This window comes from Polynucleobacter sp. JS-JIR-5-A7 (assembly GCF_018687935.1).
Lineage (GTDB): Bacteria > Pseudomonadota > Gammaproteobacteria > Burkholderiales > Burkholderiaceae > Polynucleobacter.
In genome coordinates, this window is record NZ_CP061308.1 from 1,492,048 (window position 1) to 1,516,895 (window position 24,848).

The 24,848-nt window shown below is 45.4% G+C and carries 21 protein-coding genes; 3 read left to right on the plus strand and 18 right to left on the minus strand.

The genetic code is table 11. The annotated features are described in order from the left end of the window. Window positions 1–10: 10 nt before the first annotated feature. The 13 genes from pufC to AOC29_RS07815 form a co-directional block, all read right to left on the minus strand. Window positions 11–1,078 (minus strand): photosynthetic reaction center cytochrome PufC, encoded by a 1,068-nt coding sequence (gene pufC / locus AOC29_RS07755; protein ID WP_215295322.1) that lies wholly within the window; start codon window positions 1,076–1,078, stop codon window positions 11–13. Further along, window positions 1,075–2,097, minus strand: coding sequence for a photosynthetic reaction center subunit M (gene pufM, locus AOC29_RS07760; RefSeq protein WP_216861642.1), 1,023 nt, complete (start codon window positions 2,095–2,097; stop codon window positions 1,075–1,077). The genes pufC and pufM overlap by 4 nt, the downstream gene beginning before the upstream one ends. Window positions 2,098–2,115: 18 nt before the next feature. Further along, window positions 2,116–2,940 (minus strand): photosynthetic reaction center subunit L, encoded by an 825-nt coding sequence (gene pufL / locus AOC29_RS07765; protein WP_215295324.1) that lies wholly within the window; start codon window positions 2,938–2,940, stop codon window positions 2,116–2,118. Window positions 2,941–3,023: 83 nt separating this feature from the next. Next, window positions 3,024–3,230 carry a light-harvesting antenna LH1, alpha subunit gene (gene pufA, locus AOC29_RS07770; protein ID WP_088524712.1) on the minus strand — a complete coding sequence of 69 codons (207 nt, stop codon included), beginning with the start codon at window positions 3,228–3,230 and terminating at the stop codon, window positions 3,024–3,026. A 9-nt stretch (window positions 3,231–3,239) separates the two neighbouring features. Then, on the minus strand, window positions 3,240–3,464 hold the full coding sequence (locus AOC29_RS07775) for a hypothetical protein (RefSeq protein WP_215295326.1): 225 nt from the start codon (window positions 3,462–3,464) through the stop codon (window positions 3,240–3,242). Window positions 3,465–3,491: 27 nt separating this feature from the next. After that, window positions 3,492–3,644, minus strand: coding sequence for a light-harvesting antenna LH1, beta subunit (gene pufB, locus AOC29_RS07780; RefSeq protein WP_215295328.1), 153 nt, complete (start codon window positions 3,642–3,644; stop codon window positions 3,492–3,494). Window positions 3,645–3,786: 142 nt separating this feature from the next. Next, window positions 3,787–5,244, minus strand: a complete 1,458-nt coding sequence (gene bchZ / locus AOC29_RS07785) for a chlorophyllide a reductase subunit Z (protein WP_215295330.1) — start codon at window positions 5,242–5,244, stop codon at window positions 3,787–3,789. Next, window positions 5,244–6,782, minus strand: a complete 1,539-nt coding sequence (gene bchY / locus AOC29_RS07790) for a chlorophyllide a reductase subunit Y (RefSeq protein WP_215295331.1) — start codon at window positions 6,780–6,782, stop codon at window positions 5,244–5,246. The genes bchZ and bchY overlap by 1 nt, the downstream gene beginning before the upstream one ends. Window positions 6,783–6,806: 24 nt before the next feature. Next, window positions 6,807–7,814, minus strand: coding sequence for a chlorophyllide a reductase iron protein subunit X (locus AOC29_RS07795; protein WP_215295333.1), 1,008 nt, complete (start codon window positions 7,812–7,814; stop codon window positions 6,807–6,809). Then, window positions 7,811–8,776, minus strand: a complete 966-nt coding sequence (gene bchC, locus AOC29_RS07800; RefSeq protein ID WP_251369963.1) for a chlorophyll synthesis pathway protein BchC — start codon at window positions 8,774–8,776, stop codon at window positions 7,811–7,813. The genes AOC29_RS07795 and bchC overlap by 4 nt, the downstream gene beginning before the upstream one ends. A gap of 143 nt (window positions 8,777–8,919) precedes the next feature. Next, window positions 8,920–10,038 (minus strand): methyltransferase, encoded by a 1,119-nt coding sequence (locus tag AOC29_RS07805; RefSeq protein WP_215295335.1) that lies wholly within the window; start codon window positions 10,036–10,038, stop codon window positions 8,920–8,922. 39 nt (window positions 10,039–10,077) lie between these two features. Then, on the minus strand, window positions 10,078–10,980 hold the full coding sequence (locus AOC29_RS07810; RefSeq protein WP_215295337.1) for a polyprenyl synthetase family protein: 903 nt from the start codon (window positions 10,978–10,980) through the stop codon (window positions 10,078–10,080). Window positions 10,981–11,037: 57 nt separating this feature from the next. Next, window positions 11,038–14,856, minus strand: a complete 3,819-nt coding sequence (locus AOC29_RS07815) for a magnesium chelatase subunit H (protein ID WP_215295339.1) — start codon at window positions 14,854–14,856, stop codon at window positions 11,038–11,040. A 264-nt stretch (window positions 14,857–15,120) separates the two neighbouring features. Here AOC29_RS07815 and bchI point away from each other — a divergent pair, with 264 nt between their 5' ends. Together bchI and AOC29_RS07825 are read left to right on the plus strand one after the other, a co-directional pair. Beyond that, the gene (gene bchI, locus AOC29_RS07820) at window positions 15,121–16,167 is read left to right on the plus strand and encodes a magnesium chelatase ATPase subunit I (protein ID WP_215295341.1); all 1,047 of its coding nucleotides are present in this window, start codon (window positions 15,121–15,123) and stop codon (window positions 16,165–16,167) included. Window positions 16,168–16,194: 27 nt separating this feature from the next. Then, window positions 16,195–18,111: a magnesium chelatase subunit D gene (locus tag AOC29_RS07825; RefSeq protein WP_215295343.1), complete on the plus strand. Its 1,917-nt coding sequence runs from the start codon at window positions 16,195–16,197 to the stop codon at window positions 18,109–18,111. Here AOC29_RS07825 and bchO read toward each other — a convergent pair. Continuing rightward, on the minus strand, window positions 18,108–18,974 hold the full coding sequence (bchO, locus tag AOC29_RS07830) for an alpha/beta fold hydrolase BchO (RefSeq protein WP_215295345.1): 867 nt from the start codon (window positions 18,972–18,974) through the stop codon (window positions 18,108–18,110). The genes AOC29_RS07825 and bchO overlap by 4 nt on opposite strands. A 3-nt stretch (window positions 18,975–18,977) precedes the next feature. Further along, window positions 18,978–19,904: an alpha/beta fold hydrolase gene (locus tag AOC29_RS07835; protein WP_215295347.1), complete on the minus strand. Its 927-nt coding sequence runs from the start codon at window positions 19,902–19,904 to the stop codon at window positions 18,978–18,980. A 62-nt stretch (window positions 19,905–19,966) separates the two neighbouring features. On the opposite strand from AOC29_RS07835, the gene AOC29_RS07840 reads away from it, so the two are divergent. Then, window positions 19,967–20,950, plus strand: a complete 984-nt coding sequence (locus AOC29_RS07840) for a protochlorophyllide reductase (RefSeq protein WP_215295349.1) — start codon at window positions 19,967–19,969, stop codon at window positions 20,948–20,950. A 9-nt stretch (window positions 20,951–20,959) separates the two neighbouring features. On the opposite strand, the gene bchL is transcribed toward AOC29_RS07840, so the two are convergent. From bchL to AOC29_RS07855, 3 genes are read right to left on the minus strand one after another with little or no spacing between them, the layout of a single operon-like run. Beyond that, entirely contained in the window at window positions 20,960–21,865 is a 906-nt protein-coding gene (gene bchL, locus AOC29_RS07845; protein ID WP_215295351.1) for a ferredoxin:protochlorophyllide reductase (ATP-dependent) iron-sulfur ATP-binding protein, read from the minus strand. 39 nt (window positions 21,866–21,904) lie between these two features. Further along, window positions 21,905–23,470 (minus strand): ferredoxin:protochlorophyllide reductase (ATP-dependent) subunit B, encoded by a 1,566-nt coding sequence (bchB, locus tag AOC29_RS07850; protein WP_215295353.1) that lies wholly within the window; start codon window positions 23,468–23,470, stop codon window positions 21,905–21,907. Then, complete coding sequence (locus AOC29_RS07855) at window positions 23,467–24,750, minus strand: ferredoxin:protochlorophyllide reductase (ATP-dependent) subunit N (protein WP_251369964.1); 1,284 nt, start codon at window positions 24,748–24,750, stop codon at window positions 23,467–23,469. The genes bchB and AOC29_RS07855 overlap by 4 nt, the downstream gene beginning before the upstream one ends. Between the last annotated feature and the right edge of the window lie 98 nt (window positions 24,751–24,848).

A 24,848-nucleotide genomic window follows, 5' to 3' on the forward strand; every position in this document is an offset into this window, starting at 1 on the left:
GAACTATAGATTACTTCATTGCCACCGATTTTGCTGGTGGAACAGGATCCTTAGCCTTCATCGCTGGCTTTGCTGGACCAGTTAAGAAAGGATAGTCTGACAACATCGATACTCCATAAAGTGGCTTGTAAGCCCCTTGGTGGCAAGTAGCACAATTGGCTTTGGCAACATCTCCAGTAGGCCCTAAACGATGCTCTGGAAACAAGCCTTTAATTGGCTCCATGTAATTATTATTGATATCTTGCGCCATCCGAATGGCATACCAAGCTCTAGCTCTTTGTGGAGGACTCTCTTCCCAAGATGAGAAATTACGTGAGTTATGGCAATACGTGCAATTAACACCCAATGATTTTGAGAAGTGCATCATCAAACCATAGGTCGCTTCAGTTTCGTTGATGCTGTGTTTATTGCCTGTTGGTAATGCGGTGCCGCCCTGCACACGAATGTTGCTCGATTTCGTGAGGTACTGAGCAAAATAATCATTTGGCAAAGATGAATAGCCTGAAGCAGCAACTGGCGTATTTTGTCCGTCTTTATCACCTAGCAGTCCATTACCCGTCTGTTGCTTCGGCGCTTTGAACCAAACTTGCTCAGGGATATTATTGCCACGATGGCAGGTGTAGCATGTCACGCCCGTCTGCGCTACGTGATCTTGCCATTGAGTATTCACTCGCTGTGTCATCAAAATCATATTGCGCGCAACTTGCTTGGTGTAGAGCGAGTCATCTGCAAAGTTCGCAGGGTTATGACAATAAGTACAACCTTGCTCTGGCGCAACCCAGCTTGTCATGGAAGCCATGAAGGTACCAAATTGAGCTACGCTCAAATTATTCAGAACTTTCACATTTTTATAGACCGCTCCTGCTTTTGGTCCATCTGCTGGAGCAGCGCCATACGAGACAGGTACAGCATTTTTCTCAGCCTGTTCAGCTAAGATGCGCGGGTTGTAAATCAAATCCATGCCTGTTCCACGGAAGCCATGCTGGACAGCTTCAATTGGAGGCCTCTCGCAGCCGGACAGAACCAGAACACTTGCCAACAGAGCCGGCAATATCAGAAATTTTCTTAATTGCTTCATGGCTTAACTCCTGTAATAACAGGTGCAGCAGGTGCAGCTGGCGGGACGAATCCAGAAGTGGCTGGATCGGGGATAGGGACTCCAAAAACGTCTGGATAAGAAGGGGCAACATTATGTTTCACTGCCCATAAATACCAGTTATCCACTACGGTACCGGTGAGCAAAATACCAATGCCACCTACTAAAGGTGTTAGTACTGCAAACCACCAAGCCCAACGGTGAATCGATTCCATCGTGGCATTAAAGCCCATGGTCCATCTCCAGAACAAAGCGGCTCTTTCTGAAGCTGTACCACGATCAACGATTTGCTCAATCTCGCGTTCGCCACCAAAGCGGCTGACTGCCAAAATCGTTGCGCCATGCATGGCAAATAAGAGTGCTGAGCCATAGAGGAAAACAATCGAGAGCATGTGGAATGGGTTATAGAATAAATTGCCATAGCGCAATGAAAATGCGGCAGTCCAATCTAAGTGCGAGAAGACTCCAAATGGAACCGCCTCACTCCAACTACCCATCATGATCGGACGAATAAACCCCAAAACAAGATATAACCAGATAGCCGCTAAGAAACCCCAGGCAATGTGAGTACCCATACCTAAAGCGATAGCACGACGATACATTCTTGCCCACCACAATAGAATCGATACGGTTAGGAAGAAGCCTGCCATCATCCACCAGCCACCCTCATTGAGAGGCATAAACAGAGACAAGCCATGTTTAGGTAAAGGTGGATCCAGTGACAGCCAAAATAATTGGCGCACAAATTGAATTGGGCTCCAATTAACTGAGGCCAGCATATTCCAGCCCATAATCTGAATGGCAATAATGCCGAAAAATAAAGAGGCTAAACCAAGACGCCCTAAATAAATTGGTCCTAACTGAGCATTACCCAATCGGCCAAATAAATGATAGAGCTTGGGCTCGCCAAAGCGCTCGCGCTCATCATAAGGATCTATGGAGACTCCATGATGTGGTGGCGCAACGACTTGAACTTGAGTAAAAAGGTTTTGATATTCCATAATTTTTATATTCCCCTCTTATCGCCAAATCGGCAGGTTCAACCACCAGCCCCACCATTCTGGCCAACCACGAGTCCAAAATGGGCCGCTAATCACAATACAAACGGCGCTCCAGAAAACTGCTGCTAAAGCTAAAAATAATCCGAGGCGATGAATGCCTAAAGTTCCGATGGAATAACCGATCGCATCTCTAAAGAAAGTATCTTCATGCTCAGGCGTTTTAACAAACTGCCCTTTTTGTGGATTAGTGGACGATAAGACCAAGCCACCGTGTAATACCAAAGCGAAGGTGGTAGTAAAGAATAAGGACACAGCGATCATATGCGCTGGGTTGTAATGAAAATGTAAGTACTGATAGCCTGTATTGGATACCCAATCGAGGTGACTCAAGATACCGTAGGGAAAACCGTGACCCCATGCACCCATCAGTACAGGTCTAATGACTACCAAAGTGAAATAAGCAAATACCGCCATTAAGTAGGCGAAGGGAACATGAAGCCCCATACCCAGTTTTCGGCAAATTTCAATTTCACGTAAAGCCCATGAAAAGAATGCGCCTAGAGCACATACTGTGATGAGCTGCCACAGGCCTCCTTTTAATAAGGGGGCAAAGCCTAATCCATAACTGATATCCGGTGGGGCAATGTTAATTTGCCAAGGGTTCCAGGTTGGGCCCTGTGAAGCGCCCCATAAAATGAGCGCGGTGCCTAAAAAAGCAAAGAAGACAGTCGTAACACCAAAAAATCCAACATAAAACGGCCCTACCCAAAAATCGAATAAGTCCCCACCAACTAAGGTACCACCTCGAACACGATACTTTCTTTCAAAACTTAGCATGGCCATTTTTATGCTCTCCAATGAATGGATAAATAGGGTTGAGCTAAAAAGCTTTTTAACCTAACCCTATTCACCATTTTTTATACAAATTACTTTGCTGCTGGAACTGATGGTGGCATTGCAGAACCTGTTTTTGCTTCCATCGCCTTGAACTGGGCTTGGCTCAAACCATCCAACCAGTTGAAACGAACGCTGCTCAGCAAAATCAAATGAATCATTGCTGCAAGACCAAACAGAAAAATACCTTGAACAACCATTGATCGCAACGGATCATACAGTTTCCAAATTCTCCACATAATCTTCTCCTAATTTAAGTAAGACATAAAACCATAAACAGCCGACCTTGTGCCCTCGATAAGCGATTTTTCTTCAGCCCCTGGAAGCCAAGAACTCCACTTATTTGGCAAAATCTGGGTAAACAAAGAAATAACAAAGCACACTAGAAAACACAAAATAAAAATAAGATTAAAAGAAATAGAATCTTCTCTAATCATATTTTTTTCCCTGCTCATAACGTGATCATTTTTCATTTCATCCCCCTAAGATTGAGTCCTATTTCAGTGGAACCAAGGACGCCAAGCCCAAACCAAAATATGGGCTACAACTGCTATCGAAACAAAACCAACTAAACCTTGGACGTACAACTGGTGAAACTCCTTGGCTTCGTCATCAGTAAGGCCGGATATTGAACCTGTTCTGTGGTCGCTCATAACCTAATACCTCCTTCAAAAATAGCCTTGCGGCCGTTACCGCGCTTAACCCGCGCGACATGGGCTGTAGCGTACGGCATGCCACATTCCGTTTTCAACAAATCAATTGATTTGTTGTAGTTAACTTTTGCCAATGAAGTCATCATGCTTCGACCTCTTCAATAATTTCTTTACAGGATGACTTCACTCTGGCAGCGGTGATTCTTTCTTCGCCAGCTTTTTCTGCTTCTTGCTCTATACGATCACGCATTTCTTTAGCAGCAGAAATCTGAACCAACACTGGCCTGGTTTTAATATAGTCAGCCACCAATTTCTGAGCATCCTGGTCCCAAGGCAGAGCATTCGAACGATAGGTTCGCGTTAGCGAAGCATCGACCTTATCCATATCGGTACCCAAGGGCAGGATATAAAAGAGCGCATCGAATAGTCCGTTACAAAATTCTTGAATGATGTAGGTTGCGCCGGCGTAGCCCATAAATGGAGTGCCGGTATGGCGACGAATAATGGCGCCAGGAAATGACGAGGGGATATAAGAGGCTTTGCTGCCGTTTTCAGCCAAATACATTCTTTCGTTGTAGCTGCCAAACATGACTAGTGGTGGCTTTTCTTTGGTTAACTTACGTACGTCTTGATTATTGGTTTTCTCACCAGGCTTTCTTGGAACAGCAAAGCTGCAAGGTAGGCCCATCTCATCGGATAAGAAATGACGAATGCCTCTGGTGTAAGTTTCATTAGCGACTACTGCATAACTTGCAGTACTGAAAAAGTCTTGGGTTACTGAACGCCACAAATCCCAGATCGGTTTAATGGTGGTATGTTTCTCGCGTTCAATAAATGGCTCTGGATCTACACCAAGCAATTCACCGAGTTTGCGCAAGAATTGAGTAGTGCTATGTAAACCCAGTGGTGCTTGTAAATAAGGACGCTCTAGAGCTTCACAAAGCATGCGTCCAAACTCACGGTACATACAGATATTCACATCAGCATTGACTAAGTTCTCAACTTCAGCCAAATGGGATCCCAATGGGAAGACCATATTAATTTCAGCACCAATACCTTCGACCAAACGACGGATTTCTGCCAAATCACTCGGCATATTAAAGGTGCCATAACAAGGTCCAATAATATTGACGCGTGGCTTTTCACCTTCTGCTCTAGGTTTACGCTCTGGAATCTTACGAACGCCATACTCGCTCCATAACCAATACATAGCGCGATTAGCACATTGCCATTGATCTTCATCGATGGTTCTTGGTAAGAAACGAGCAATATTCATGCCTTCAGGAGTAACGCCACCGCCAATCATTTCTGCAATGGAACCTGTCACTACGACTGCTGGTAAGTCTGGGTCTAAGGTAGCATGCGCACGCTTCATGGCGCCTTCAGTACCTTCGCGCCCTAACTGCTCTTCCTCTAAGCCAGTAACGACAATCGGTAACTCGTGAGGAGGTAATGCATCGGTGTAATGCAAAACAGAAGTCACTGGTAAGTTTTCGCAACCTACAGGACCGTCAATAACTACTTGCAGACCTTTGATAGCAGTAAATACGTACACTGCTCCCCAATATCCACCGGCGCGATCATGATCGATGGCAAACATTACATCATCTCCTCAGCTTTACGCTTCTTGATTTTCTTCTCTAGTTTGCGACGCACTTCGGCTTTGAACTCTGGATGATCTTGAGGAACATTCTCCCAAACACCAGACTTAAATCCAGATCCAACATCACCAAAGAATGCTTTCATCTCATCAAAACGCGCTTGATTACCAATCGCGGCATTAATTACTTGCGCTAATGAACCTGCACCTGCAGGACCCATCAACGGTCTTGCTGAAATCAAATTCGTAAAATACAGAGAGGGGATTGACGCTTGCTTAGCAGCTTGCACTACTGGGGTAGTACCAATCGCCAAGTCTGGTTTGAATTCTTTCATTGCTGCCAAATCTTGCTCCAATGAAGCGCGGAACTGAACGTGCACTCCTTTGGCCTCTAACCATTCACGATCTTCATCGCTCCATGGCGTGCGAGGACAGGCAGAGCCAACATAACGAACATCGGCACCACTCTCAATCAGTAGACGGGCTACGATGAGCTCCGAACCTTCATAGCCACTTAAGGTAATACGGCCCTTAATTGGTGCCGCAGCAAGCACGCCTTTAATGGCTGGAAGAATCTTGTTTTGTGCAGCAGCGATCAGATCCTGCGGAGTATTGGTTGATTTACCAATGGCCTCTAACCAACGTGCTGTACCTTCATAACCTACTGGAGCTGAACCAACAATGGAACGTCCTGCTGCTTCAAACTCACGAATACAAGAGGTGTAAAACGGATGTAATGCAGCAACAGTTACACAATCGAGCGCTTGATACATTTCACGCCATTCACGAGTGGGTACTGAAGCCCCAACTGCCAAGCCCATTGGCTCAATCATCATGCCGATGCCAACAGGATCCGCTGGGAAAATTTCACCTAATAGAGTAATCGTTGGCTTACTTGAGCGACCAGCACGAGGTGCTTGTACTGGGCCCGACATGGCTTCATTGCGAGCATAATTGAGCATAGCGCCGGCTAGAACATCTTTTGCTTCAGCATGGGTTGGCACACCAAAGCCTGGTACATCAATCCCAATAATCCTGACACCATTAATTTCTTTTGGCAGCAACTGAAGTGGAACACCACTGGCTGTTGGTACGCATAAATTAATAATGACGATCGCGTCATATTTTTCTGGATCAGCCTCTTGGTAGACAGAGTCGCGAATATCTTCAAACAACTTACCAGTCACGAGGGTCTCTGAATTAAACGGCACATAACCCACACTACGACGGGCGCCATAAAAATGAGAAGTGAAAGTTAAACCATAAACACAGCAGGCAGAACCAGAAAGAATCGTGGCAGTTCTACGCATCCGCAAACCTACGCGCAATGCTCCAAATGCAGGGCACATACTTTGTGGTTGGTCATGCGGGCCCTTAGGATAGTCTTTGGCATATTGCTGCAGAGTTTCAGACTTACCAGCCGCCTTAGCAGCAGCGAGCATCTCTGCTTCACCGGAGTGACAGCCCAGACCATCACCTAAAGTAGGATCGGTCTTGAGCTTTTCCTCGGGAGTAATCGGAATGATCGTTTTAGTCATAGCAGCAGATTGCTCTCTATCTCTTTAAGCTTGATCGTAAATAACTTCGAGTGTTTTCTTAACGACTTCGTCTTTACCCATCATGTCCTTAACGGTAGCAGGCTTCAAAACAATGTCGCGACCAGTCACTTCTGAAGAGAACAAGCCTAGTAACTCATCTTGACTTAATGGTTTAGGACGAACTGGTGGAGCTTCTGAAACATTGGTAGCCAGCTCTTCGAATAGTGGGGCCCACTGCGTGCCAGGCTGACCAATAATTTCATAGCTAGCACTCTTGCGACGAATATCTTCGTTCGCAGGAATAGCTGCTAGTACTGGAATACCAGCCTTTTCAGCAAACGCTTGAGCTTCACCGGTGAGGTCATCTTTATTGATCACCATACCTGCTACGCCCACGTTACCGCCTAATTTACGGAAGTACTCCACCGCTGAACAAACGTTGTTAGCAACATAGAGAGATTGCAAATCGTTACTAGCAACCACAATGACCTTTTGGCACATATCACGTGCGATTGGCAAACCGAAGCCGCCGCAAACCACGTCACCCAAGAAATCAAGGAGTACATAGTCAAAGCCCCAATCATGAAAGCCCAATTTTTCTAAAGTTTCAAAGCCATGAATAATGCCGCGTCCACCGCAGCCACGACCTACTTCTGGACCACCGAGCTCCATCGCAAATACACCATCACGAATAAAGCAAACATCGCCAATCGATACTGACTCACCAGCTAATTTTTTCTTCGAGGAGGTTTCAATAATGGTTGGGCAAGCTTTGCCACCAAATAGGAGAGAAGTAGTATCGCTTTTAGGGTCGCAACCAATCAACAACACTTTCTTGCCTTGCTGAGCCATCATGTAAGACAGGTTCGCAAGCGTAAAGCTCTTACCGATTCCGCCCTTGCCATAAATAGCAATGATTTGGGTTTCTTTGGTCACTGGACCTGTGGAAACTGGATCGGGCTCAATTGCAGCCTCTTTCTTGAGGTCCATGAATTGCACTGTTGCTGTTGCTGGGATGCTTGATGAACTCATTGTAGATTTCTCCAATCTAGAACCATTTTTAAACAATCGATATTGTTGAAAGCCGTGTGATAGGCCTCATTTGCATCATTAGGTGAAGAGCGATGCGTAATCAAGCCATCTAAACTTAACTTGCCCGACTCCACCAAATCTTTAATTGCAACTAAATCTCCAGGCGCCCACTGTGCTGCAATACGAATACGCGCTTCCCGCATAAATGCTTGCGGAAACGAAAAAGAAATCGTGTCATAAAATCCTGCCAAAACAATTTCACCGCCAGGAGTAAGGCAGCTGATCAATGTATCTACTAATTTGGCATCGCCACTCACATCCACAATCGTTTTGTACTTCTTAATCTGATCGTCTTTAGGATCTATGGCCTCATAACCTACAGCGCCTTCTCGGCGGCCCGCATTGGTCTCCCAAACTACTGGGCGCTTGCCTTTAGCAACTGCAATCCGCGCAATCAAGCGACCTAATACGCCATGTCCAACAATTAAATCTGGTTGCTCCTGACCAGGACCAGAGGTCACGTGATAACCAGTCGCAGCCAAAGCAAAGAGGATTGCCTCTTCGCCTAAATGATCTTGAATCGCAATCACGCGATTGCTATCAACAATCACGCGTGAAGCTGCACCACCAAACAGACCTCGAATTTCTCCATAGCATTTAGCTCCTGGAACAAATACTCTTTGTCCCACCTTCAGATTCGAGTCAGTACCTGCTTTGACTACCCTACCTACAGACTCATAACCGGGCACGAGCGGATAACCCATGCCAGGAAAGTTGGGCATTTTTCCGGTCCACAATAATTTTTCTGTACCAGTACTAATGCCGCTCCACTCCATATCTACCAAAACATCGATGGGGGTCATGGGCGTTAATTCAAGATCAGCAAGAATGACACTTTCTGGCTTTTCTAGAACAATTGCCCTGGTTTGATACTTATCGGTCATGTCTCTTGGGTCATTCAATTTTTGATTAAATGTGTAAAAAAATATTTACACTTTAGTTTTTAATCCTTAATTGCCCACTTGTCATCTAGGGGTTTTCTCTACTAAATTGAGTATTTAGAGAGACTTCTATGGATATGTTTTTGAGGTGCGTCTTACGTACCCTAAAGAGCAGGTTTACTGCACTGCAATATTTGTGCATTTAAGGGCATATAGGAATTTAATAATTGAATACCAGTAAAACCTGCATCGCCCAGTAAGCGTCTTATTTCAATTTCAGTTCTCGGTCTGCCCCTACCCATTGCCAACAAATAAAAACCAAAATAGGCGTGACCCATTGCCTCAAAACCTTTGGTCTCAGCCATTGGCTCTGCTAGCAATAAAGTGCCGCCAGGATTAAGGGCATCAAATACATTGGCTAGTAACTGCCTTACGCGAGCATCATCATGATCAAAAATAACCCGCACCAGGGTGGCAAGATCGCACCCTCTTGGCAAGGGATCTTGAAAAAAGTTACCGCCAATCGCTTGCGCGCGGCCAGAAAGTCCAATGTCTTTGAAATGAGCATTGGAGAGCTCTGCTACTCCAGGGATGTCAAATAATTTGAACTGCAAATGAGGGTAACGCGCGGCCAACCTTTTAATAAAGGCGCCCTGCCCACCACCAATATCAAGAACCGTTTGATGCTTACCCATAGAATAGGCATCGATAATTTCATCTGTTACCAGTGATTGCGTATGCGCCATCAATTTGGAGTAAGCGGCAACCTTTTCAGCAGACAAGTTTTCTGGTGCAGCACCCTTTTCAGAAGTGATATAGGGCCAGTATTCGTTGAGCGAAGCAGAACTGGTATCGCCCTGCAAGAGCGCGATTGGGTCAGCGAGATCACGATAAAAATCGGCATGGTGTTTAACCATATCCAAAATAGCGATGTTTCCAACTAATGGGGCGCTCTTCATGCTGAGGGCATAACGATCTTCGCTACGCTTTACAAGCAACTCAATAGCAACAGCTGCATCCAATAAGCGCCTCAGGCCAGCAGGTTTTAATGGGATTTGTTTTTGCAGTTCATCAAAGCTGAGAGCACCCTTCGCCAAAATATCAAACAGGTTGATTTGAGTGCAGGCTAATAGGACTTGGGTATAAACAAACCCCGCCATCAAATCAAAAATATCGGATGCTTGTTTTTTGACTAACCAGCGAGTAAGGGGGAAGCGTGTAGCCCAGCGCTGAAAGCTGGGTGAAGCAATGAGTCGATTTCGCCAATCGAAGAAAATTTCCATGAATGGCAATTCAGAAATTAATTAAGGGTGGTAATGGGATTAAGAATGACTGGTTTGACGAAATAAAATTTTTCTTTTTGCATCTTTAAACCAATCAGAAGGCACAAGACGTTCAGATTCTTGAGTAACAAGAGCACGTAACATCTTCTCACCTTTGCAATGCGGTATAGAGGCAATGGCCTTCCTTACTAATTCATCAAAGCGTTGCACGGCACCACTAAGACCCAAATCCCTAGCAGAGCTCGGACGATCATGAGCTATATCCTGGCCAGCAGGCTTTCCTAATTCTGCTTGATCAGCTACGACATCACGTATGTCATCTGCTACTTGATAAGCCTCACCGAGCCATTCACCAAGTGGCCTCCAGGTGGCGGCATCAGCACCGGCTGCTTGTGCACCAGCAGCAGTTGCTGCCTCGAACAAAGAGCCTGTTTTAGCACGTTGATAGTCGCTCAAATCGACTTTTGGCTCACACTCCCACGCTTGACCTGCAACAATTCCATGGGGTGAACCGACACTCATCGCAATCGTATTCATGAGAGGACCCAAGCGGAAGATAGAGCGTGTACCAGAACTAGCTAAGCACTGAAATGCCAACACAATGAGTGCATCTCCAGCGAGTACTGCAATACGCTCGCCATAGGCAGCGTGCACAGAGGGTCTGCCACGTCGTAACTCTGCATCGTCAAAGCAAGGTAAATCATCATGCACTAAAGATGCACAATGCAATAACTCAATGGCACTAGCAGCCGCATTTGATAAAGCAGGATCATCATCACCACACGCTGCAGCAACAGCTAAACATAATTGCGGACGAATTCTGGCTCCGCCTGGAAACACTGAGTAATGCATTGCCTCTTGCAAGAGCTGTGGCCCGTGTTTGGATTGAGCCAAATGCATCGCATCCTCAAGACTTTGATTAATTCGCTCTAATATGCTCATATTAAATTTTGTATTCAAGTATTGTGTTTAAGAAAGAGTTTTAGCCACTGAAAATCATTAAGCCGCTAAAGAGTTATTGTCGTAAATGCCCTCTAAGCGATCCTCTAGCTCGTCATTAGCCTCTTGCATCGCTTTGAGCATTTCTGGCTCAGGCTGCCAGTAATTTCTTTGCGACGCTTCAGTCAAACGATTCGCTAAACGAGCAGCAGCAGTAGGATTTAGTTTTGCTAAACGCTCACGCATTTCAGGGTTCAGCATAAAAGTCTCTGTTAACTGCTTATAGACCCAAGGCTGCACTTGACCCGTAGTCGCAGACCAGCCCATGGTGTTGGTGATATGCACCTCAATTTGTCGTACACCCTCATAACCACTTTCCAACATGCCTTCGTACCATTTTGGATTGAGCATCCGAGTACGAGTTTCTAAAGAAACTTGTTCAGAGAGTGTTCTGACTGCACCCTCACCTTTTGTCTGATCACCAATAAAGACTGGGACGTCGGCACCGCCCTTGGCACGCTTCACTGCTCTCGTAATTCCGCCCAAGGTATCAAAGTAGTTATCAATTGTTGTTACACCTAACTCCATCGAGTCAAGATTTTGATAAGTCATTTGCACATCGGATAGAACGCTCTTTAACAAAGCGTTATTTTGAATCGGTACACCAGCGCGTCCGAAAGCAAAACCTTTTCTACGGGTGTAGGTTTCAGCTAATTCATCTTCCTCTTCCCACACGCTGTTTTCAACCATATTGCTAACGTTAGAACCATAAGCGCCATCGGCGTTTCCATAAACACGCAATGAAGCTGTTTCTAAATCACAACCATGTTCTTTTTGGTAAGCCAAAGCATGCTTACGAATAAAGTTTTGTTCCAGCGGCTCATCTTCCGCAGAAGCTGCCATAAATGCTGCCTCAGCTAGCAACTTAATTTGCAAAGGTAGTAAATCGCGGAATATGCCAGACAAGGTAATGACTACGTCAACCCTTGGACGACCCAGCTCACTTAAAGGAATTAATTGTGCGCCTGCTAGACGACCATAACTATCGAAGCGTGGTTTTGCGCCCATCAATGCAAGCGCTTGACCAATTTGACCGCCTTCAGATTTCAAGTTATCACTGCCCCACAAAACCATCGCAATCGATTCTGGAAGTGAGTTGCCATCTTCTTGGTATTTATCCAAAATGCGCTGAGCCTGTTTAGCCCCATCTTTCACGGCAAATACACTGGGAATACGGAATGGATCAAAGCCATGTAGGTTGCGACCCGTTGGCAATACTTCAGGATTGCGCATCACATCGCCACCAGCTGCTGGGCGAATAAAGCGTCCATCTAACGCATCTAACATACCAGCCACTTCAGTCTCTGCAGACATCAACTCATTGGACTGCACCATCTTGCCAAACAAATCTTCTAATATCTCGCGAGTACCAAGCTCTAATAGCTTAGGATGAGCATCAATCACTTTGTCAAACTTCTCACCATTCATCAGGGCTTCTACCACCGCATCTTCAACTGGATGATCCAGAGCTACATCAGCCATCGCTTTTAATAATCCAAAGCGCTCAGCTAAAGGTGGCACAGCACCAACCACATGCAAGCCATGAGGAATTAAGGTGTACTCGAGCTCGAGTAATTCATTAAAGAGATTGCTGACGATATTTTGCAAACCATCTAGATCTGTTTTATCCCAGACAGGCTCGGCTTTGCATAGATCAATCTCTGCTGCTTGGGCCTGAATCAGATCTCCCAAATCTATCCGCTCCTGATTTGCATCAACATCTAAAGATCTAAAGCGCTCAATCGATGCTTTGAGATCAGCCAAGCCGGCATATAAACCGGCTTGCGTTACTGGCGGAGTAAGGTAACTAATCAGGGTTGCACCAGAGCGGCGTTTAGCAATCGCGCCCTCAGAAGGATTGTTCGATGCATACAAATAAATATTAGGCAGATCATTGATTAAACGGTCTGGCCAACATGCGCCACTCATGCCAGTTTGCTTACCAGGCATGAACTCTAATGCGCCATGCGTACCAAAGTGAATGACTGCTGTAGCAGCAAAGTCTTCCCGCAAGTAACGATAGTAAGCAGAGAATGCATGGGTTGGCGCAAAACCACGTTCAAATAGCAAGCGCATCGGATCACCTTCATAACCAAACGAAGGTTGCACAGAAATCAGCACATTGCCAAACTGCTTACCAAGGACAAAGATGGAGCTTCCGTTAGAGAGTTGCTTACCTGGAGCTGGACCCCATTGCGCTTCAATTTCTTTTAACCAAGGTTCACGCCGAACATGATCATCTACAGGAATTAAGGTGTGCACGTTTGCATCTGCGCCATACTGCTGGGCATTGCCTTTTAAGATTGAATCACGTAACTCATCTACGGACTTGGGAACGTCAACGGTGTAGCCACGCTCCTTCATGCCAATTAATAAATTTTGGACCGATTGGAAGACGCTCAAGTAAGCAGCGCTACCAATATTGCCGGCATTCGGTGGGAAATTGAACAATACAATGCCAACCTTACGTTGCGCACGCTCCGAACGACGCAAGTCAACTAACTTTCCAACCCGTGCAGCCAGCATTCCAACACGCTCGGTACAGGTAAACATATCCTGTGGATTGTGATCATCTGTAAATGAACACTGCTTATGGCAACCTGTACAGGTGGTACCAGATGCACCGGGTCGCCCACCATATACCATCGGAATGGTTGAGCCATCTAGTTCAGGAATCGCCACCATGATGGTGCTCTCTACAGGGAGCAAACCACGCTCAGAACCTCCCCACTGCTCAAGATTTTGAAACTCAACGGGGTGAGCCGCAATATAAGGAATATCTAATTTAGCCAACACCTCTTCAGCCGCATGAGCGTCGTTATAGGCTGGTCCACCCACCAAAGAGAAGCCTGTTAGAGAAACCATGGCATCAATCGTTGGCTTGCCCTCTTTTGTAAAGTAATCATCAATAGCTGGGCGAGCATCTAAACCGGCCGCAAAAGCAGGCACTACTTGTAAACCTTGCGCTTCTAATGCGGCAATGACCGGATCATAGTGACCACTGTTACCAGAGACCAAGTAAGAACGCAGAACCAAAAGTCCGACTCTTCCGCGCGCTTTTGCATCTGGCACTACCTTAGGCAAATCACTTAAATTACTACTCAAGCGATTTTTCATGCGTGGGTGATACACCCCAGAATCTGGATATTCGACTGGATCAAGGGCCTTCGCATTTTTACGCAAGACCTCACGTGAACCAGCTGCATAACGATTAATCAGATTAACCATCATGTTGTACATGTTCTCTTGAGAACCACCCAGCCAATACTGCAATGACAAGAAATAAGCCCTGAGATCTTGGGCAGTTCCAGGCACAAAGCGCAGCATTTGCGGAATCACGCGCAACATCTTCATTTGCTTTGCGCCAGCAGTCGAACTCTTGCTGTTGCCGTCTTTGTCTTTGGCGCTCGGACGCAGCTTTTTCAGCATGGCCATCAAGCCACTGGCTGGTTGACTCATATCGAGCTTGCCAATTTTTGTTAACTTAGTAACGTCTCCTGCAGACATGGCACAAACCATGGCATCACAATGGTCTCGCCTTGCTTTAAGATCTTCCAAAATTGGTAAATAGTGATCCTCTAGGAACAACATAGTGGCAATCACGATGTCGCCACTAGCAATGTCATCCTTACAGTGTTGTAAATGCTCTGGATTACCGGCAAATTCACTGGCTGAATGGATGCTCAGCGTTGCTCCCGGAATAGTCTTCTTGAGATCCTCATAGGCACGGTTTGCAGCGCTATTTAAATGAGTATCCATCGTCACAAGCACTAACTTAATAGGCTCATGCATATTGGAAGATTTTGTTTTGGTAAGCATTCAATAAGTGTTATTAAAAAGATTAAATTTAAAAAAATTTACTTTTTAGTTTTTACTTTCTATCTCTGATTGATTCTTGAAGAATCCTACAATACTGTCAACCAAATTAGACACCTATTTCGCCTCAAAACTATCCTTTAAGGGTATCTCCTAATAAAAACTCAATACCAGTATATTTAAAGAATTGAGCACTCATCAATTGATTTGCTGCTATGCAATAAATCAATTCATTAGGCTCGTATTAAACAATTTCAAGGAATCTGAATGGCACGTAATTACCCTTTCTCTGCAATTGTTGGGCAAGAGGATATGAAGCTGGCAATCTTGATTGCGGCACTCGATTCCAGTGTTGGGGGAGTGTTAGTAATGGGTGACCGTGGCACAGGTAAATCCACGGCAGTTCGTGCACTTGCAGCATTACTTCCGGAGATGAGCTCAGTTCAAGATTGTGTATATGCCTGTGATCCGAATGCTGCACCAGGAACCTGTCCTGTATGCGATGAATTAAGAGCCAAGCTCAAGGTTGGTGGAAAACTCAAGGCCATTAAGAAAGCAGTGCCAGTAGTGGACTTGCCATTGGGCGCTACGGAAGATCGGGTTATTGGCGCATTAGATATCGAAAAAGCACTGAGTTCTGGAGAAAAAGCATATGAACCCGGCCTTCTTGCTAAAGCACATCGAGGCTTCCTGTACATAGATGAAGTGAATCTTTTAGAGGACCACTTAGTCGACTTATTAATCGACGTTGCTGCTTCTGGAGCCAACGTGGTCGAAAGAGAGGGTCTCAGTATTCGTCACCCTGCAAAATTTGTTCTAGTCGGCAGTGGTAACCCAGAGGAAGGTGAATTACGTCCACAACTACTCGATCGCTTTGGTCTTGCTGTTGAAGTGAAGACTCCTCAAGAATCAAAGTCTCGAGTAGAAATTATCAAACGACGCGATGAGTTTGAGCGCAATCAAGCCAAGTTCATGGAGACTTGGGAAAAAGAAGATGACATCATTCGACAGCAAATTCAAGCTGGGAAAAAGAAATTGCCTTCAGTCAAAGTGGATGATGCGATGCTAGAAAAAGTAACTCAGCTTTGCAGTCACCTGGGAACTGATGGTCTACGTGGGGAGTTAACCCTGCTGCGCGCAACCCGAGCTTATGCTGCACTCTGCGGAAAAAATCAGGTAACGATCGAGCACCTGAAAAAGATTGCAGTACCCGCCTTACAGCATCGACTCAGGCGCAATCCTTTGGATGACTCAAGTTCTGCCGTTCGAGTCAGAAGAGCTTTAGAAGAATTGTTTCCCGAAAAAAGTAAGTAAAAACACTCAATCAGCAAATACTGTCTTTTGGAAAATCTAGCGCAAACGCAAGAGATTAGTAAGAGCGCCAAACTCGAAACTTGGTTGCGGGCGCTCCAGGTTGCCCAACTCTTAGCTATTCATCCGCATGGTTTGGGTGGCGTAATTTTGCGTGCACGCTCTGGACCAGTCAGAGATCGTTGGCTAAGCTACCTCAATACCGTCGCTCAATTGGGAGGTATGCGCCTGCCTTTACGCAAAATGCCTCTTGGCATCTCAGATGAAAATCTGATTGGTGGTATCGATCTCGATCAAACACTACGCACAGGCAAAGCCGTTCTCAGGCAGGGACTCCTCGCGCAATGCGATCAACAGTTATTACTCATGCCAATGGCAGAGAGAGTTGAAGTAGGCGCTGTAGCGAAAGTGGTGAGCGCTTTGGATAATGGATTTATTGCAATTGAGCGTGATGGTCAAAGCCGCAGAATTGAAAGTCGCTTTGGAGTTGTGGCTTTGGATGAGGGTATCGAAGATGATGAACAGCCCAATGAAAAAATTCGGCAGAGAACCGCATTTCTGTTGAACCTCGATATTCTCGGCTGGAGAGATCTACCAGAAACTGATGATGATTTTCTGCCTGATACCCAAACACTTCAATATGCACGTGAGAACTTCTCTGCAGTCACTGTGAGTGAAGATAGTCTTAATGCATTGGTTGGTGTTGCTGAACAGTTGGGGGTGATATCGATACGTGCCCTTAATCTGGCTATGAATACCGCGAAGTGTTTAGCAGCTTTTGATAGAGAAGATGAAGTGACTAGCATGCATTTGCAACAAGCGATTGCATTAGTTTTATCCCCACGCGCTACGCGACTGCCACAAAGCGCTCCGCCCGAAGAGGAAGAGATTCTACCTGAACCAGAGTCAGACGAACAACCTGAGAGTGAGCAAGATCCCTTAGATCAAGAGCCGCCTCCTCCAGAAACACCTCCACCTGATCCGAGTGAAGATCAAAATAGGAATGAAGATGAGGGGGAGGAACAGGAAAATAATGCAGAAAATCCACAAGCGCTTGAAGATGAAATTTTAGAAGCCGCTCAAGCAGCAATCCCTGCAGACCTCTTGGCGCGCTTGGCAGATTTAGCTGACTTAAAAACACCTAAAGGTATGGGTGGCAAAACTGGCGCTATCAAAGTCGGCCGCATACGTGGTCGCCCACTCGGAAATATACCCGGCATGCCCGAGGGTGGCAAAACTCTGAGCATCATCGATACGCTGCGTGCTGCTGTTCCTTGGCAAGCTGTACGCAGAGCAGAAATGAAGGCAGCTGGCAAAACAATCCCTCTTGGGAAAATTTTGATTCGCAAAGAAGATTTTCGGATTAAGCGCTATCAAGAGCGCACTCAAACCTTAACGATGTTTATCGTAGATGCATCTGGCTCCTCCGCGATGCATCGCCTTGCAGAAGCCAAGGGTGCAGTGGAATTGCTATTAGCTGAATGCTACGTAAGACGAGATCAAGTAGCAGTGATGTCATTTAGAGGTAGTGTTGCCGAACTCGTCCTCGCCCCTACGCGTTCATTAGTCAAGGCTAAACGAGCCCTCAGTGGTCTGCCTGGCGGTGGTGGGACCCCCCTGTCTCGTGCGATTGATGAATCTTTTGAAGTTGCTAGCGCATCGATGCGAAAAGGACTTACCCCCGCCTTAGTCTTCTTAACGGATGGCCGAGCCAATATTGCTAAAGATGGCTCTCCTGGAAGACCAAAGGCAATGGAAGATGCGCAGCAGTCAGCACGCGCTGCATCTCATTACTCTTTTAAGTCCTTATGGATTGATACTTCACCGCAAGCTCGAGACGAAGGTAAAGCCATGGCTGCAATGCTGGGGTCTATGTACTTACCACTACCGAATGCAGGCGCTAATGAGGTTTCTCAAGCGATCATGCAAGGCCTGAAAAAGGCTTAATCGCCAAACTCAGTCTTCAAGCCTTCGAGAATCAGTTGTGCCACTTTGTTTGGCTCAAGTTCATGCATGATGTGACCACCCTCCCATTTCACAATCTCTGCAGCAGGAAAATAATCCAGAATAATCTTTTCTAAAGGCTTTACTGGAATCCACGCATCCTGATTACCTAAGACGCAAATTAATTTACCGCGATATAAATTTGCTTCAACCAAAACTTTGTGAATATCTGCCGCCGCCATAAAATTCATGGAGCCGCGTACATGTTCTGAACGCTCAAAGAGTTTACGGTAATAAACTCTGCGATTCTCCGGCAAAATCGTATTCGTTGAGTCTAGCAGCTTATCGACCATTCCTAAACTAGGTGAAAGTGAAGCAAGCAAGCTAGAGAGCGTTGAGGATCGGGTAATGGGACCTAAGAGTGGTCCAAAGAAACTAGTGTAGACAGCTGGTGGCGGTATAAAAGAGGGATTCAAAGCAATCACTAGCTTAGGTGGCTTTGATGAACCTACGGCAAAACGCAATGCTAAAGGTGCGCCAGCAGAATGGCCGACTACGATCGAGGGTGCTTCAATTCCCAATTGCTCAATGAGTAGCTGCAAAGAGTTTGCTATTTCATCAAGTGTTAAGTCTTCTAGTTTTGCACCTAAGGTAAAGGCATGTCCTGGCAAATCCGGCACTAAGACTTGTGCATGGGCTTCTAACAGAGGAATCAGATCAGACCAAGAATGGGTTGAGCTGCCAGTGCCATGTAATAACAAAACAACAGGGCCCTTACCAGTGAGCTGCACATGCCAATCTAAACCTCCAACAGAGACGGTACTACTATGTTGTCGATTGGGCCAATCTAAGGGTATTCGTTTCATTGCTTATAAGAACTCTTTGAGTGCCTGAAGTCCAATTGTAGGTTGCTCTTCTTGTGGCAAGTGGCCAATATTAGGCAAGGATACTCTCTTCACATTAGACATTACCTTCAAGTAATCATTTGAATTTGCAATCGGGATAAAAGCATCTTGCTCACCCCAGATCAATAAAGTAGGTGCCTTGATATTGGTCAAAGAGGGCACTGGATCTTGTAAGACAGTTTGCTGCATACGGGCCAAAATGGCACCTCTTACCCCAGGGGCTAACATCAGGTCGTAGTAACGATTCACTAAAGCATCATTTAATGTTTTTGGATTGGCGTAAGCTGGCTCAAGGTTCATTGCTAAAAAAGTTTTAGAAAAGAAATAGCGATAGAGCTGAGCAATTGCAGGGACTTCAGTCTTTTTGCCGTACTCAATTCCTGGGCTAGCATACCCATCCGGTGAGATGAGCACCAACTTCGCAACCTGATCCGGATACCGCGCGGCAAATTGCCAAGCAAACTTGCCGCCCATCGAATTGCCTACCAACACCACCTTTGGAATTTGTAGCGCTCTCATGAAAGCCTCAAGTACCTCCACACTTCTCTCATCGGTATAGACGCCACTTGGATCTTCTCCGGTAAGACCAAATCCTGGCAAGTCTACAGAAATCACACGGTAGTCCTGACTTAAAGCTTCTGACCAAGCATCCCAAGTCTGCAAACTTGCACCAAAGCCATGCAAAAATAGAATGGGTATCGGGTTTTTGGAAGGGCCAGTATCTTGATAATGAATGTTGACTCCCAATGCACTGACATATGCATTTTTAGGAGAGCCATACATTTTTTCTAACTCTGTTTTAGACTTATCGGGAGCCCATAAATAGAGGGCTGCAAAAAAGATGAAGGTTGTTAATACCAGAGCAATGATCTTGAACGCTTTGAGGAGCATCGATTTCTAGCCTTAAAATAACAATGATGAATTTCTACTAAAACTAAGACTGTAATAGAAAAATGACTGCCAATACTACTCAACCCCTTGCCATTATTACCGGAGCCTCATCTGGAGTTGGCTTATATGCCGCCAAAGCTCTGCTGGCTCGTCATTGGCGACTGATACTGGCAGTCCGAGACCCTCAAAAAATGGAGTTAACCGCAAAGGCACATCAATTTGATTCTAGCCAATATGAAATCTGGGAACTAGACCTTGGAAATCTCGATAGCGTTAAAGCATTTGTCCAACGCTTTAATGAAAGCGGTCAAAAGCTTAACGCTTTGCTCTGTAATGCGGCGACTTATTTACCACTCTTAAAAGAACCTGCCCGCTCTCCTCAAGGATTTGAAATTAGCGTAGCAACGAATTATTTTGGGCACTACGTTCTGAGCAGAATGCTGCTGGACAAGTTAATCCAAACTGCCAAACAACATGAGCATGCACGTCTGATTACCTTAGGCACTGTGACCGCCAACTCAGAAGAATTCGGCGGCAAAGTACCTATCCCTGCCCCCGCAGATATTGGTGCTTTAGAAGGTCTCATGGCAGGCTTTAAAGCACCGATTGCCATGATCAATGGAAAACCCTTTAAACCTGGCAAGGCATACAAAGATAGCAAGCTATGCAATATGGTCATGAATCGAGAGCTACAAAAAAGATATCACGCTAGTACTGGCGTGATCTTTAATACCCTATATCCTGGATGTGTAGCTGAGACGGCACTCTTTAGAGACACTCCGCCACTCTTTCAAAAAATATTTCCCTGGTTTCAGAAAAACATTACTAAGGGTTATGTGAGCCAAGAGCTTGCTGGAGAACGTGTTGCTCAAGTGGTTGCAGATCCACGCTTTACCCAATCAGGTGTTCATTGGAGCTGGGGCAATCGCAACTCGGCTATCAGAGAGCCTTTCGCCCAAGAACTTTCTATGAAAGCCAAGAGCGAAAAATTAAGCAACGATCTCTGGGAAATTACAGCCAAGCTCGTTGGCATGCCCAGTGATTAACTAAGCAGATTAATCAAAGCCAAGCAAATCAAATATATCTCTGTCCTTCATTGGTATTGAAGGCAGGGGATCTGCTCCGGCCCAAAGTGCTGCAGCCAAACGCATGTACTCTTGCTGGACTTTTTCAAGCTCAGGAGAGTACTCCATCTCAAATAAAGTTGACTTTTTAAGACGACTACGACGAATCACATCCAAGTCAGGGAAGTGAGCCATCGTTTTTAATCCAACCTGTTCATTGAATTTGTCGATTTGATCGGTATCCTTACTGCGATTCGCAATCACACCACCTAAGCGAACGTTATAGTTTTTCGCTTTTGCACCAATAGCTTGAATAATGCGATTCATCGCAAAAATAGAATCAAAGTCATTGGCAGTAACGATAAGCGCGCGATCAGCATGCTGCAGTGGCGCAGCAAAGCCGCCACAAACTACGTCGCCCAACACATCAAAAATCACGACATCGGTATCGTCCAGTAAATGATGTTCCTTCAGGAGTTTCACAGTTTGCCCAACCACATAGCCCCCACAACCTGTTCCTGCTGGAGGTCCGCCCGCTTCTACACACATTACGCCGTTATAACCTTCATACACAAAATCTTCGATGCGCAACTCTTCGGAATGAAAATCCACTTTCTCCAGCACATCAATTACCGTAGGCATCAGCTTTTTGGTGAGGGTAAATGTTGAATCATGTTTAGGATCGCATCCAATTTGGATGACGCGTTTTCCTAATTTAGAGAAAGCAACCGATAAGTTAGATGAGGTGGTGCTCTTACCAATCCCACCCTTACCGTAAATCGCAAAGACCTTCGCTTTACCAATTTTCAAATTGGGATCTAGCTGAACTTGAAGGCTTCCTTCACCATCAGGTGGTGGACTGCGAAAATCTGAAACGGGTATGTTAATTGCTTTCATTTTGGATTGCTTTCACTGTTTTTGACTAGATGTCACTATTTAACTTTTAAAGTGTGTCTTTGCATCATACAAAGTTTCTAAGGTAATACTCAAGAGTCCTTGCTCAACTGCATAACGCTCTGTATTTCTTCTGGCCTTGCCTCTCACAAAAAATGGGATTTTATTGAGTTCTTTTTCAGCATCATTTTCCCAGGAAGGTGCTCCATTCTTGACAGTAATCATCGAAGGGGCATTCTCTGAGGCCTCTTTTGCGGGAGTCGAATGTCCAAGATGGGATGGCATCGCGCCATCATGAAACTCAAAGTCTCCTTTGAACATGCCAATTAAATGTTCTTCGAGACCCATCATGAGAGGATGAACCCAAGAATCAAATAATACGCAGGCACCTTCAAAGCCCATTTGCGGAGAATAACGAGATGGAAAATCTTGGACATGCACTGGAGACGAAATGACTGCACAAGGTATTTTTAAGCGCTTGGCAATATGACGCTCCATCTGGGTTCCTAAGATCAACTCTGGCTGAAGTTCAGTAATCTTTTCTTCAACTTCTAAATAGTCGTCCGAAATGATTGCCTCAAGCCCGAATTCAGCAGCAGCCTCACGTACTTCACGAGCTAATTCACGGCTATAGGTGCCTAGTCCAACTACTTTGAAGCCCATTTCATGAGCAGCTACTTTTGCTGCAGCAATAGCATGCGTTGCATCACCAAAAATAAAGACTCTCTTGTTGGTGAGATAGGTTGAGTCTACCGATAACGCATACCAACGTGCTCTAGATGATTGACTTAATTTTTCAACATCACACTCAATACCTGCTAACTGGCAGACTTCAGTAATAAAAGCTTGAGTACCCTTAAATCCAATCGGAATCGTTTTAGTCGAAGGCTGACCAAAGCTTCTACTCATCCAAGTGACTGCAGTGTTTGCTGTCTCTGGGTATAAATTGACATTAAAGTCGGCTTCATGCAAACGCGCAATATCTGCAGGGTTAGCGCCTAAAGGTGCAACCACATTGACTTCAATTCCTAAATCACGCAATAAACGAGAAATTTCTTCGACATCATCGCGATGCCGGAAACCGAGAGCCGTAGGCCCTAAAATATTACAACTCGGCTTTGCATTGGCTGCACGGGCTGGACGTTGTTGGCCTGGAGGCAGAATAAATGACTGCCCTAATAGGCGAACCATCTGATAAAAGGTTTCTGCTGCGCCCCAATTTTCTTTCTTTTGATATGCCGGCAATTCCAGTGGCAAGATCGGTACAGGCAAATCAAGCGCGGCGGCTAAGCCACCAGGGTCATCTTGAATCAACTCTGCTGTACAGGATGCGCCCACCATTAATAAATCAGGCGTAAAACGGGCATAAGCTGATCTAGCAGCATCTTTGAATAATTCTGCAGTATCGCTACCTAAATCACGCGCCTGGAAAGTGGTGTAAGTGACCGGCGGTCTCTTTTTCATCCGCTCAATCATGGTGAAAAGGAGATCGGCATAAGTATCGCCTTGCGGAGCGTGCAGAACATAATGCACCTTCTCCATTGCGGTAGCAATGCGCATCGCTCCGACATGGGGTGGTCCTTCATAAGTCCAAAGCGTTAATTTCATACGGTCTCCGCCATCATGAGCTTATGTTTTCTCGTTAAAGGGCGAGCAAATAATTCCGCAAGATCAGCTGCTTGGTTAAATCCTTGAATAGGTGTGAAGACAAGCTCAATCGACCACTTTGTAGTAAAGCCCTCGGCTTCCAAGGGATTCGCTAATCCCAAGCCACAGACAACCATATCTGGCTGTTGCGCGCGACAACGGTCTAATTGATTTTCTACATTTTGACCTTCAGATAATTGCGTCTGAGAATCCAACATAGTCAATTCTTCCGCCATATGCTGACGATGCAAATAGGGAACGCCGACTTCCATCAATTTCATGCCAAGCTCTCTATTTAAATAACGAGCCAAAGGTATCTCTAACTGTGAGTCAGGGAAGAAGAAAATGGATTTGCCCTGCAGGATCTCACGATGCGGCGCAAGTGACTTATTGGCACGATCACGTTGGGGTGCAATGACCTTCTCAAAGACATCTTTAGGCACACCTAATTCTTGGGCGGCGGCTGCAAACCATTTTTCTGTTCCCTCTACACCCAATGGGAAAGGTGCAGCAATTCTCTGAGCCCCTAAATTTTCCAAGAATCTAGCGGTATCGGTCAAAAATGGCTGAGACAATAAATACTTTGTCTTTGGACCAACAACGATTTTTTGCGTCGACTCCCTAGGCGGGAAAAAAGCAAAAGACTTGAGACCCAGGTCTTTAAAGATGCGACTAAATTGATCTTCAACCACATCAGCCAAACAGCCGACCACCAATAAATCAACTTCATCAGATTGATTAGACTTAGGTAGATCTTGCACTAACGCAGCTAAACAAGCGTCTTCCCCTTGGGTAAAAGTTGTCTCAATACCGCTGCCAGAATAATTCAGAATGCGTACATTTGGCGCAAATGTTTTACCAAGACGTTGTGCTGCCCTCGACAAATCTAACTTTATGACTTCTGACGGGCAAGAGCCCACTAGAAATAATAGTTTGATATCAGGACGACGCTCTAGCAATTGCTTTACAACCTTGTCTAACTCATCATTAGCATCTGCAAGACCAGCTAAATCACGATCATCAATGATTGCTGTTGCAAAACGTGGTTCGGCGAAAATCATCACCCCAGCGGCAGACTGAATTAAGTGTGCGCAGGTTCGAGAACCAACCACTAGAAAAAATGCATCTTGAATTTTTCGATGCAACCAGATAATCCCAGTCAGGCCACAGAAAACTTCTCTTTGGCCACGCTCTTTTAAGGGCTGGAAATCCATCTTCACTTCATTGGCTACAGAATTCAATTCTTACCTCAGACTTTGATGAACGAATTGAATTGGGAATGGAGGACCATCGAACCAATTTCAGACGGGGCACAGAAAAAAGTAGTCATACAGTCATA

Excerpts from the sequence above, each read along its gene's own strand:
- AOC29_RS07840 (WP_215295349.1), top strand. The coding sequence starts at position 19,967 with ATGACTGCCAATACTACTCAACCCCTTGCCATTATTACCGGAGCCTCA.
- pufM (WP_216861642.1), bottom strand. The coding sequence starts at position 2,097 with ATGGAATATCAAAACCTTTTTACTCAAGTTCAAGTCGTTGCGCCACCA.
- AOC29_RS07805 (WP_215295335.1), bottom strand. The coding sequence starts at position 10,038 with ATGGAAATTTTCTTCGATTGGCGAAATCGACTCATTGCTTCACCCAGC.
- AOC29_RS07795 (WP_215295333.1), bottom strand. The coding sequence starts at position 7,814 with ATGAGTTCATCAAGCATCCCAGCAACAGCAACAGTGCAATTCATGGAC.
- bchZ (WP_215295330.1), bottom strand. The coding sequence starts at position 5,244 with ATGTTTGCCATCGATCATGATCGCGCCGGTGGATATTGGGGAGCAGTG.
- AOC29_RS07815 (WP_215295339.1), bottom strand. The coding sequence starts at position 14,856 with ATGCTTACCAAAACAAAATCTTCCAATATGCATGAGCCTATTAAGTTA.
- bchO (WP_215295345.1), bottom strand. The coding sequence starts at position 18,974 with ATGAAACGAATACCCTTAGATTGGCCCAATCGACAACATAGTAGTACC.
- AOC29_RS07835 (WP_215295347.1), bottom strand. The coding sequence starts at position 19,904 with ATGCTCCTCAAAGCGTTCAAGATCATTGCTCTGGTATTAACAACCTTC.
- pufL (WP_215295324.1), bottom strand. The coding sequence starts at position 2,940 with ATGGCCATGCTAAGTTTTGAAAGAAAGTATCGTGTTCGAGGTGGTACC.
- bchL (WP_215295351.1), bottom strand. The coding sequence starts at position 21,865 with ATGAAAGCAATTAACATACCCGTTTCAGATTTTCGCAGTCCACCACCT.
- AOC29_RS07810 (WP_215295337.1), bottom strand. The coding sequence starts at position 10,980 with ATGAGCATATTAGAGCGAATTAATCAAAGTCTTGAGGATGCGATGCAT.
- AOC29_RS07775 (WP_215295326.1), bottom strand. The coding sequence starts at position 3,464 with ATGAAAAATGATCACGTTATGAGCAGGGAAAAAAATATGATTAGAGAA.
- pufB (WP_215295328.1), bottom strand. The coding sequence starts at position 3,644 with ATGAGCGACCACAGAACAGGTTCAATATCCGGCCTTACTGATGACGAA.
- pufA (WP_088524712.1), bottom strand. The coding sequence starts at position 3,230 with ATGTGGAGAATTTGGAAACTGTATGATCCGTTGCGATCAATGGTTGTT.
- bchY (WP_215295331.1), bottom strand. The coding sequence starts at position 6,782 with ATGACTAAAACGATCATTCCGATTACTCCCGAGGAAAAGCTCAAGACC.
- pufC (WP_215295322.1), bottom strand. The coding sequence starts at position 1,078 with ATGAAGCAATTAAGAAAATTTCTGATATTGCCGGCTCTGTTGGCAAGT.
- bchB (WP_215295353.1), bottom strand. The coding sequence starts at position 23,470 with ATGAAATTAACGCTTTGGACTTATGAAGGACCACCCCATGTCGGAGCG.
- bchI (WP_215295341.1), top strand. The coding sequence starts at position 15,121 with ATGGCACGTAATTACCCTTTCTCTGCAATTGTTGGGCAAGAGGATATG.